General features: G+C 62.5%; 12 protein-coding genes. 3 read left to right on the top strand and 9 right to left on the bottom strand.

The window, feature by feature from the left end:
* Positions 1–42: 42 nt before the first annotated feature.
* A complete protein-coding gene (locus HX613_RS14195; protein WP_235345909.1) occupies positions 43–1,008 on the bottom strand; it encodes an HAAS signaling domain-containing protein in 966 nt (321 codons plus the stop codon).
* On the bottom strand, positions 1,005–1,352 hold the full coding sequence (locus HX613_RS14190; RefSeq protein ID WP_235345908.1) for a PadR family transcriptional regulator: 348 nt from the start codon (positions 1,350–1,352) through the stop codon (positions 1,005–1,007). Before HX613_RS14190 ends, HX613_RS14195 begins: the two co-directional genes overlap by 4 nt.
* Before the next feature lie 207 nt (positions 1,353–1,559).
* On the opposite strand from HX613_RS14190, the gene HX613_RS14185 reads away from it, so the two are divergent.
* Entirely contained in the window at positions 1,560–2,003 is a 444-nt protein-coding gene (locus HX613_RS14185) for an acyl-CoA thioesterase (protein WP_442862606.1), read from the top strand.
* 40 nt (positions 2,004–2,043) lie between these two features.
* Here HX613_RS14185 and HX613_RS14180 read toward each other — a convergent pair whose 3' ends face one another.
* The 6 genes from HX613_RS14180 to HX613_RS14155 form a co-directional block, all read right to left on the bottom strand.
* Positions 2,044–2,388, bottom strand: coding sequence for a TfoX/Sxy family protein (locus tag HX613_RS14180; protein WP_235345907.1), 345 nt, complete (start codon positions 2,386–2,388; stop codon positions 2,044–2,046).
* Positions 2,385–2,756, bottom strand: coding sequence for a nuclear transport factor 2 family protein (locus tag HX613_RS14175; protein ID WP_235345906.1), 372 nt, complete (start codon positions 2,754–2,756; stop codon positions 2,385–2,387). Before HX613_RS14175 ends, HX613_RS14180 begins: the two co-directional genes overlap by 4 nt.
* Before the next feature lie 74 nt (positions 2,757–2,830).
* Positions 2,831–3,265: an SRPBCC family protein gene (locus HX613_RS14170; protein ID WP_235345905.1), complete on the bottom strand. Its 435-nt coding sequence runs from the start codon at positions 3,263–3,265 to the stop codon at positions 2,831–2,833.
* Positions 3,258–3,605, bottom strand: coding sequence for an ArsR/SmtB family transcription factor (locus HX613_RS14165; protein ID WP_235345904.1), 348 nt, complete (start codon positions 3,603–3,605; stop codon positions 3,258–3,260). The genes HX613_RS14170 and HX613_RS14165 overlap by 8 nt, the downstream gene beginning before the upstream one ends.
* 162 nt (positions 3,606–3,767) lie before the next feature.
* The gene (locus HX613_RS14160; protein ID WP_235345903.1) at positions 3,768–5,147 is read right to left on the bottom strand and encodes an APC family permease; all 1,380 of its coding nucleotides are present in this window, start codon (positions 5,145–5,147) and stop codon (positions 3,768–3,770) included.
* A 14-nt stretch (positions 5,148–5,161) separates the two neighbouring features.
* Positions 5,162–6,835 (bottom strand): amidohydrolase, encoded by a 1,674-nt coding sequence (locus HX613_RS14155; protein ID WP_235345902.1) that lies wholly within the window; start codon positions 6,833–6,835, stop codon positions 5,162–5,164.
* Positions 6,836–6,941: 106 nt separating this feature from the next.
* On the opposite strand from HX613_RS14155, the gene HX613_RS14150 reads away from it, so the two are divergent.
* Together HX613_RS14150 and HX613_RS14145 are read left to right on the top strand one after the other, a co-directional pair.
* A complete protein-coding gene (locus HX613_RS14150; RefSeq protein ID WP_235345901.1) occupies positions 6,942–7,574 on the top strand; it encodes a TetR/AcrR family transcriptional regulator C-terminal domain-containing protein in 633 nt (210 codons plus the stop codon).
* Entirely contained in the window at positions 7,571–8,029 is a 459-nt protein-coding gene (locus tag HX613_RS14145) for an ASCH domain-containing protein (RefSeq protein ID WP_235345900.1), read from the top strand. The genes HX613_RS14150 and HX613_RS14145 overlap by 4 nt, the downstream gene beginning before the upstream one ends.
* A gap of 29 nt (positions 8,030–8,058) precedes the next feature.
* On the opposite strand, the gene HX613_RS14140 is transcribed toward HX613_RS14145, so the two are convergent.
* Positions 8,059–9,402, bottom strand: a complete 1,344-nt coding sequence (locus HX613_RS14140; RefSeq protein WP_235345899.1) for an APC family permease — start codon at positions 9,400–9,402, stop codon at positions 8,059–8,061.
* Between the last annotated feature and the right edge of the window lie 25 nt (positions 9,403–9,427).

The following is a 9,427-nucleotide window of genomic DNA, read 5'->3' as shown; positions in this document are numbered from 1 at the left end:
CCGGGTGCAGCGATGAAGCTGCACCCGGACCAGGCTACGCGGTCAGCGGTTCGCTCGGTGAGCGCGCCACGTGCTGATCTGATCCCAGATGACGATGGCCCAGATTGCGATGACGGTGATGATCTGCTGCACCTCGGCGCCCGAAGCGGATGTGAGGTCCGGGTGCAGCACCTGCTGCGTCAGCAGAGCGATGGTGAGGAAGACGGCCATCGCCACGTCGAGGACCACACCGGTGATGATCAGCGCGGCACTGGTCGAAGAACGGACCAGCTTGATGACTTCGATGACGGCCATGAGGGCCAGGAAGCCCCAGTAGCCGAGCAGCCATCCTGATCCCAGGTCGGGATTGATGAATGTCTCGCCGTTGTTGAGATGCCCGACGTAGACCAGCGAGGTCGGGATGAGCGGGATCAGCGCCAGAAGGACGAGGAAGATCAGGTTCAGGACCGCCTCGGCGCGGATCTGGTTCGCCTTCGCATCCGTCGCGCGCAGCTGATCGACTGACCAGCCCTTCTTCGTGCCGGCGATCTTATCTGCCGCACCTTCGCTCATATCCCTGTCGCCGAGGGCGAAGATGATCGTGATTGCGGCGAAGGCCGTGAGCAGTGCGACGATCGTATTGCCGACGAGCTGACCGATGAGCGCCCCGATCTGGACCTCATCGTTGGTGGCGATGAACGCGATTGAGTTCGTCACGGTCGCGGCCACGGCGACGAGCGGAAGCACCCAGCGTATCGCCCAGATGAAGACCGGGTAGGACTTCGGCCCGATGAGATGCTGTGGCGAGTTCGTGTACTCCCGGGAGAGCTGGGCCGGATCGCCGAGCTCTTCGAGTACCTCGCGCTCGGCGGCCGCGGTCTGCTCGTCTGCAGGATGTTCCAGGCCGCCGAGGCGGTCTTCGACCATATCGTCGATTGTGGCCTTGATCTCGGCCGCGATGTCACCTCGGGAGTCCTGCGGGAGATGGCCGACCACATTGTCGACGTAGATGGTGATGAGCGTACTCATGGTGTTCCTTCTTTCCAGAGTTTCGTGATGCTGGTGTTGAGTTCCAGCCATTGGGAGTGGAGTGCTGCGGCGACTTCGGCCCCGCTGGTGGTGACGCTGTAGTACTTGCGCGGACGCGCTTGTTCGGTGTTCCACTCGGCGCTGAGCAGCCCTTGTTTCTCAAGTCTTCGCAGCAGGGGGTAGAGAGTGTTGGCTTCTGTGGCGATGCCGGCTTCGGTGAGAGTCGTCAGCAGGGAGTACCCGTACTGAGGCTGACGGCAGGCAACGAGACTGGCGAAGACGACGGTGCCTCGTCTCAGCTCTTGTTCGTGTGTCGCCAGTGACTGTTCTTCATCCTCGTTCATGTTTCACACAATAGTGTGTGACACACACTAATGCAATAGGCAGTACATAGTCTGGCATCAGGGCATCAGGGCATCAGCGCGTCAGGACATCTGCATGAGCGCCGAGGTGAAACCAGCCCGAAATGTTTGCGCCTTGCCTGAAATCCAGGCGAAATATCCCTCGGCGAGCCTGTGCTCAAGAGCGAGAGAACTGCGATAGGGATGGCGATGAGCGAATCGGCAATGACCTCGGCGAATACGACTCATCGAGTCGATGGAATGAACTTCTATACACGCAAGTGGGTTCGCCCGGAGGACCTCAATGCGAACGGCTCACTCTTCGGAGGAAGCCTGCTGAAGTGGATCGACGAGGAAGCTGCGATCTACGCGATCATTCAGCTCGGCAGCCACAGCGTGGTCACGAAGCTCATCTCCGAGATCAACTTCGTAGCTTCGGCTCGCCAAGGGGATCTCATCGAGATGGGCCTCGTCGCAACTCGTTTCGGCAAAACATCACTGACGATGCGAGCTCAGGTGCGCAATATGATCACGCGCAAGTCCATTCTGAGCATCGACAGAATCGTCTTCGTCAGCGTAGGGGAGACGGGGCAGCCGGACCCTCACGGCTATTCATCGATCACCTATGAGCGGGACCGGATGCCTGTGGTGTGAAGCGGCGGGTGCTGACCAGGTGGTCGAGCCTCACAGGGCCTCACCTAGGTGCTCGGTTGTAGTCGAGCGCAAATGAGAGCCACAGTGCCAGGGAGGCCTCGTCGACGAGGTGGTCGGCGGCGACGGTGATCCAGCCTGGTCCCATAGTTCGTCCCGTTCCCATCTCGGCCTGTTCAGCACCGGGTTGTTCGAGCAGCAGCCGGTCGTGGTCTTCAGCGGCGATCCTGACCAGCAGGGAGCCGTCCTTGCCGGCACTGACGATCATCTTCTCGTTGACCATGAACGAGCGACCGCCGAACATCGAGACCTCACGTTGAATGGGTTCATCGGCGATTGAGGTGCGGATGCGTTCTGCAAGTGACCTCTGCGCGGACGTCATCGTCATTGCGCACCTCGGTCCGGATCCGGAGGGCCATAGGAGAGGCGGTCGAAGATGAGCACGCTCTCGCTGATGAGTCCTTCGCGAACAATGAAGAATTCGGCGGCTGGTGCAGTCGTTGTCGCTGCTGTCTCGGGGTAGTAGAACAGTGCGACCCTGTCGGCCTCAGCGAAAGCGGCAATGTCGCTGATGCCGGTGAGCATCGGCGCGAATCCGCCGATGAACGACCTGTACGCCTCCTTGCCTTCGACGTCGACTCCTGGGGCTCGACAGGTGATGTCATCGTCGATGAGGTCCATGGCCTGATCGACGTCACCGCCGGTCCAGGCGCGGTGGTATCGGAAGACGATGTCCTGGGCTGATTCGCTTGTCATGAGAAGCTCCTCCGTGCTCGGTTGTTTCCTGTGAGTGTGACTTCGCGTGCGTGCGGATGCTGGCTGAGTGCGGTCTAGTCGCTGGGCGGCTGCCAGTCGTCGGTTCCAGGATCGCCGCCTGGGCCCGCGATGATCAGACGCGGGAGGAAGTGCGCCCACCCCTGGGCGTGACCGCGCAGCTCGGTGTCTGGCAGGTGCGAGTGGCACAGGTCGACTCTCGTTCCAGTAGCGATGGCGGTGAGGGTGAATTCGACCCTGGATGCCCCTGGGGGAAGTTCCTCGCTGCCAGCGAATCCCCATGACATGACAACTCGATGTGGGCGAACGACCTCGAGGAATTCGCCTCGGACGGGGTGGCCCGCGATTTCGACGGCAAACCGACCGCCAGCAGTCGCCTCGAGATCGGCGTACTGCCCCATCCACGCTGTCATGCCTGAGTTCGTCGTCAGGTACTCGAATATCGTGTCCGGCGAAGCTGCGATGTCGATGGAGTCTCGGAATTCAGCCATGGCGCTCGCTTCGGCCGGTGCCAGGTTCGTCCTGAGCCTCGATGGCCGCCTTGAGCTCGGAGAGCTTATGCGGCCAGAAGCCATCGAGGTAGGAGCGTACTGCCGCAAGGCCATCGGTTTCGATCGCGAACAGGTGGCGTGTTCCCTCCCGTGATCGGACGGTCAGTCCGGCCGTGCGAAGCACACCGAGGTGGTGCGATGTCGTCTGCTGGGACAGCCCGACCGCCTCGGCGATGACTCCGACTGGAAGCGGTGCGGTGCGGATTGTGTTCAAGATCGCCCTGCGATTGCCATCGGCCAATGCGCGCAAGGACCGGTCGAGGTTGATTTCAGCACTCATCGACTGCCTCCCTTGGCTTGGATGCAACCAGGTTAGCACAAATAGCAGCTTGTACCTATGGATATTTGTGGAGTCGGCAATCATGCATCCTCGGCCGCCGACTCTGGTGACCGCAAGTCCGGCTTACCACGCTGCGGGCTTACTACACCGCATGCCCGTCCTCTAGTCGGCCAGGTCCAGCGTCGGAGTCGGGCGGCGGAAGCCACGAGTGACGAAGGCGAGGTAGCCTATGCCGAGGACCAGCCAGATTGCCCCGATGAGCAGCGTTCTAGGTGACAAGCTCGTCCACAGCCACAGGGTGAGGCAGAAGCCGATGCCGGGCAGCACGATGTAGTTGATGATCGCGCGCGATCCGCGCTGATTCCCATCGATGATGAAGTGCTTGATGACCGAGAGGTTGACGGCCGAGAACGCGATGAGTGCACCGAAACTGACCATCTCGGAGATGAAGCTGAGGTCGACGGCCAAGGCGAACAGCGATACCACTCCGACGGAGAGCGTCGCGAGGATCGGAGTGTGGAAGCGTGGCGAGAGACGCCCGAAGAAGCGCTTCGGCAGAACGCCGTCGCGGCCCATCGCGAAGAGGATACGCGAGACCGAGGCCTGAGACGTCAGCGCGGATCCGCAGGCCCCAGCGACATAGGCGGCGGTGAAGAAGATCGTGAGGAACTCTCCGCCCGCAGCACCCATGACATCGAGGGCTCCCGAATCGACGTCGGCGAAGTCATTCGACGGGTAGACGAGCTGAGCGAGGAACGAGAGCACGATGTAGATGAGTCCGCCCGTGACGGTCGCGATGACAATGGCACGAGGAACGCTGCGCTTGGCGTCCTTGGCCTCCTCGGACAGAGTCGAGACCGCGTCGAAGCCGAGGAACGACAGGCACAGGATTGCGGCACCTGCCATGACGTTGCCGAAGCCGGGTGCACTGCCGTCACCGGTGAACGGTGCCATGAGATCGACCGTGCCCGAACCCGACATCGACGCAATGCCGAGCGCGGCGAAGGTGAGGATGAAGATCGCCTGGGCCGCGATGATGACGATGTTCGCTCGTGCCACGGATACAATGCCGATGACATTGAGCGCCGTGACGAGAACGATCGCCGTGAGCACGAACACCCAGGCGGGGATCATCGGGAACGCTGCAGACAGATAGATGCCGATGACGAGGTAGTTGATCATCGGCAGGAACAGGTAGTCGAGCAGCAGCGCCCACCCTGCCACGAACCCGATACCAGCCCCGAAGCTCTTCTGCGTGTATGTGTAGGCGGACCCGGCGAAGGGCAGCTCGTGGGCCATCTTCGCATAGGACCTGGCAGTGAAGACCATCGCGAGGAGAGTGATCACGTAGGCAAGCGGCACCCGGCCTCCGGTGACCTGAGTGACGATGCCGTAGGTCGTGAAGATGGTCAGCGGCACCATATAGACGAGGCCGAAGAACACAAGAGACGGGACCCCGAGAGCACGCTTGAGGTGCCCTTCGCCGCCATCGTGGTGTTCTCTGCCACCTTGGAACGCGCTGGTGTCGTGTGAGTCGGACATGGTGGTCCTTTCGCTCAGGTCGATGAATGCACGGCCACGCCGCCGAGGTAGGTGGTGCGAACGGGCATATTCGCGAGTTCCTGCGGTGTCAAGTCCCGAGGGTCGTGGTCGAATCGGATGAGGTCTGCACTCGCCCCGGGGCGGATTTCGCCCCAAACTGCCGGGGAGTTATCGGCGAAGGCCTGGTGGGCCACTGCGGTCGAATAGCAGTCGAGGGCACGGTCGATGTCGACGATCTCGTCCGGTGTCCAACCCCCGGCTGGTTCGCCCGCATCGTTCTGTCGGCTGGTGCCGATCGCCAGGCCCTCGACGGGGGTACCCGAGGTGCACGGCCAGTCCGAACCGAACGACAGGCGTCCACCACGTTCGAGGATGGTCCGCATCCGGTACTGATGACCGGCCCTCTCCTCGCCGAGGCGGGGGACAGTGAGCACGGTCATGAGGTCATCGAGCTGCGCCCACAGCGGCTGCATGTTCGCGATCACCCCGAGCTCGGCGAATCGTGAGAGGTCGTCGGCATCGACGAGCTGCGCATGGGCGATGACCGGACGGCGGTCGCGTGGGCCGTTGGCCGCGATGGCGGACTCGATGGCATCAAGGGCTTGGCGGACAGCCGCGTCGCCGATGGCATGGATGTGGACCTGGAAGCCAGCGGCGTCAACGGCACGAACCGCTTCGGCCAAGGTTTCGCCTTCCCACACTCGCAGGCCGTGATTGTGCAGCGACGAGCAGTACGGTTCGAGCAGCGACCCGGTTTCGTTCTCGACGACGCCGTCGGCGAAGAACTTCACGGTCCGGGCACTCAGCAGCGGATCACCGCGCTTCTCGACGCGCCTCCTGGCCTCGACCATGGCAGGCAGCTGCTCGGTGAAGTGACGTGGATCTGCATAGAGGGCGAGATTGAACCGGACCTTGAGCCGGCTCTGATCCGAGGCTGCCAGATAGGTTTCGACATCGGCCGGTTCGACCCAGGCATCCTGTACCCACGTGACCCCTCGCTCGAGGTAGTAGTCTGCTGCTCGTTCGAGCGCGTGCAGCTGCACGGTTTCGTCCAGCGGCGGACGCACTGCGTCGACGAGATCGACGGCACCCCATTCCCGCAGTGTTCCCAGGGGCGAGCCGTCTCCTCGGCGGGGGATCTCGCCCAGTTCAGGCTCGGGAGTCTCCGCGGTGATGCCTGCGAGTTCGAGGGCCCGGGAATTGCACCAGACCGTGTGATAGTCCCAAGCACGCAGCACCACAGGTCGGTCCGCGACTGCCTCGTCGAGCCAGCGCGCGTCGAAAAGTCCACCGCCGACAAGGCTGCCGTCATAGGAGGCGCCGGTGATCCACTCGATCTCGGGGTGGGTCTGGGCAAAGCGACGCACCTCGGCCACGATTTCGTCGACGCTGGAACACGTTCGCACCTGCGGTCCCTCCGCCTCGAGTCCTCCGAAGATGGGATGGGCGTGACCATCGCCGAAGGACGGCATGAGGAAACCGCCGTCGAGGTCGACCTGGTCGAGGGCGTCGTCGGAGTCAGGTGCGGTGTCGAGAGCGGCCAAGTGCCGGTCCGCATCGACAGATCCCACAGCTGCGACGACTCCGTCGTGGACGAGGAGGGCATCCGCGGTGTCGACTCCTGTGCCTCGCCAGATGGTGCCGTTGTGGAAGTACGTCGATGCCAATTCGGCCGTCCTCTGTCTCACTGCGTGTCGCCGCTGACCCCGTCGTCGCGTACGAACACTGTTCGTTATTGTGACTGAGAACACGATACACTTCGTATGGAATCAGGGGAAGGGGGATGAAATCGAGATGAGGCTCAACAGTGACCGGCTCGTCGACGCTGCGCTTGACCTCGTTGACGTAGAAGGGGCCGAGGCCCTGTCGATGCGCATCCTCGCGGCACGAGTCGACCGTCAGGTGTCCTCCCTGTATAACCACGTGTCCGGGCGCAGTGAACTCATTGAACTCATGCGGGCTCGAATCGTCGCCGACATAGATGTGGCGGCGTTTGCCCGAGTCGGCCAAGTCGAGCGTTCGGAATGCTGGGACGAGGCGCTCGAATCCTGGGCCCGGTCGTACCTGCGTGCCTTCGCCGCGCATCCGAATCTCATCCGATTGCTTGCGACGACGTCGATCGGCGACCTCTCGACCTACCAGATGTACGACACTGTGGTCGCGGGTCTGCGCCGAGGCGGCTGGCCCAGGTCGCGGACGGTGGCGGTCATGCGCACCGTCGAAGCCCACGTCCTCGGCTCTGCCCTCGATATCATCGCCCCTGCCGACCTCATTTCCCAGGACTCAGCCGACGAACGGTTCTCCGAGATTCGTACTGCCCTCGATCCACTCTGCGCCGACACCTCGTCGGCGACGGCCGCGTTCGAACTGGGTCTGCGTGCGCTCATCGATGGACTGCGACTTCAGTTGGAGAAGGTTGCCACGTGACACGCTCAGCACTCGAGAAGTTCTGGTCGGCCGCACGGGAGGCTGTCCCCGCTCTTCCGATCCGTATGCCCGACCCCTGGCAGTTCGGCGCAATTCCGGATCATGCAGACGAACTCCTCGCTCTCGTCCTCGACGGGACGAAGACCGCAACCGCCTCGGCGCTGTGGGACATCGAATCCGAGGATGAACCCATTCCTCAGGTGGGGGAGGCCAGCATGATCCTCGACGGCCGCAATCGTCCTCGGGCGGTCATCGTCACCACGGCCGTCGAGATCGTCGCCTTTTCGGCAGTCAATGCCGCCCATGCCCATTCAGAGGGCGAGGGAGACCGCACTCTGAAGGAATGGCGAGAGGTCCACGAACAGTTCTGGCGGCGCTACGGGCAGAGCAGCCGTGCCTTCTCTTCTGACATGCCGGTGGTGTGCGAGCGATTTGAGTTGGTCTTCGCCGTCTGAGGGCCGAGTCTAGCCCGACACTGTCCCGATCAGCCCGCCTCCACCTCGCCGATGGCCAGTTCGGACGGCTGAGTCCGAAAGCCCCTGGTCGTGACGGCGAGGATCACGGCACCGATGACAAGCCAGATCGACCCGATCGTGATGGCGTGGACATCGAGCTGGGAGACGAGGAAGCCGATGACGAGCACTCCCACGATCGGACAGGCCAGATAGAGCAGAACCCCATGATGGCGCCCGGCGCGACGCTCTTTGATCCAGAAGACGATGACCGAGACGTTGACCATGATGAATGCGAGGAAGGCGCCGAAGTTGATGAACGACGTCGAAGTCGCGACGTTCATGAAGATCGCGATCAGCCCGATCACCGCAATCGCCAGCAGTGAGAGCACAGGAGTGTGGAAGCGCGGGCTGAGCTTGCCGAAGAAGCGCCGAGGCAGGACTCCGTCACGACCCATCGCATAGAGCAGACGGCTTCCTGCCGCCTGTGCCGCGATGCCTGAGGTGAACTGCGCGATGACGAGGGCTGCGAGGAAGATCGCGCCGAAGAGGTGCCCGCCGATCCTGCGCGCTATCTCGAACGCTGCGGCGTCGGAGTTCTCGAATACTCCACCGGGATGGACCAGCTGCACCGCGTAGGCGACGACGACGAAGATGCCGCCGCCGATGACCGCGATGAGCAGAATTGCCTTCGGAACGGTGCGCCGGGGGTCGATTGTCTCCTCGGTGAACGTGGTCACCGCGTCGAAGCCGAGGAATGAATACGCGGCGATCGCTGCACCGCCGCCGATCGCAACGAGGCTCGAGTTGACGCCCGTGAACGGGGTGGTGCTGAAGAGACCGCTCGCGCCATGAGTGCCGAAGACGTCGGCCAGAGACAGGACGACGAAGAAGGCGATGATGAGGATCTGGAATGACATGAGGATGAGATTGACGCGATCGGCGACCTTGATCCCTACGATGTTGAGCACAGTGGTGAGGATGATGAACCCGATGATCCACACGGCCATCGGCACCCCGGGGAACTGTGCCTGCAGGTAGGAACCGCCGATGAGCCAGATGACCATCGGCAGGAACAGGTAGTCAAGCATGGTCGCCCAGCCGACGAGGAACCCGACTCGCCCATCGATGGTCTTCCGAACGTAGGTGTAGGCGGACCCAGCGACCGGAAAGGCAGCAGCCATACGCCCATAGCTGTTGGCAGTGAAGAGCATCGCGATGAGCGCCAGCAGATAGGCGCTGGCACTTGCGCCTCCGGTTTCGGAGGCGATGACGCCGAAGATCCCCAGGACGATCAGCGGCGTGAGATAGGCGAGGCCGAAGATGACGAGCGAGGGCAGCGTGAGCGTCCGTTTGAGCGTGAGCGTGTCTGACATGATTACTCCATTGTTCTCAGTGATG

The sequence above is a fragment of the Brevibacterium sp. UCMA 11754 genome (assembly GCF_021532275.1).
Classification (GTDB): domain Bacteria; phylum Actinomycetota; class Actinomycetes; order Actinomycetales; family Brevibacteriaceae; genus Brevibacterium.
The sequence above is the reverse complement of the archived record's forward strand: the minus strand, read 5'-3'. Positions and strand labels throughout refer to the sequence as shown.

Excerpts from the sequence above, each read along its gene's own strand:
- HX613_RS14195 (WP_235345909.1), bottom strand. The coding sequence starts at position 1,008 with ATGAGTACGCTCATCACCATCTACGTCGACAATGTGGTCGGCCATCTC.
- HX613_RS14140 (WP_235345899.1), bottom strand. The coding sequence starts at position 9,402 with ATGTCAGACACGCTCACGCTCAAACGGACGCTCACGCTGCCCTCGCTC.
- HX613_RS14180 (WP_235345907.1), bottom strand. The coding sequence starts at position 2,388 with ATGACGATGACGTCCGCGCAGAGGTCACTTGCAGAACGCATCCGCACC.
- HX613_RS14190 (WP_235345908.1), bottom strand. The coding sequence starts at position 1,352 with ATGAACGAGGATGAAGAACAGTCACTGGCGACACACGAACAAGAGCTG.
- HX613_RS14160 (WP_235345903.1), bottom strand. The coding sequence starts at position 5,147 with ATGTCCGACTCACACGACACCAGCGCGTTCCAAGGTGGCAGAGAACAC.
- HX613_RS14170 (WP_235345905.1), bottom strand. The coding sequence starts at position 3,265 with ATGGCTGAATTCCGAGACTCCATCGACATCGCAGCTTCGCCGGACACG.
- HX613_RS14150 (WP_235345901.1), top strand. The coding sequence starts at position 6,942 with ATGAGGCTCAACAGTGACCGGCTCGTCGACGCTGCGCTTGACCTCGTT.
- HX613_RS14175 (WP_235345906.1), bottom strand. The coding sequence starts at position 2,756 with ATGACAAGCGAATCAGCCCAGGACATCGTCTTCCGATACCACCGCGCC.
- HX613_RS14165 (WP_235345904.1), bottom strand. The coding sequence starts at position 3,605 with ATGAGTGCTGAAATCAACCTCGACCGGTCCTTGCGCGCATTGGCCGAT.
- HX613_RS14185 (WP_442862606.1), top strand. The coding sequence starts at position 1,560 with ATGAGCGAATCGGCAATGACCTCGGCGAATACGACTCATCGAGTCGAT.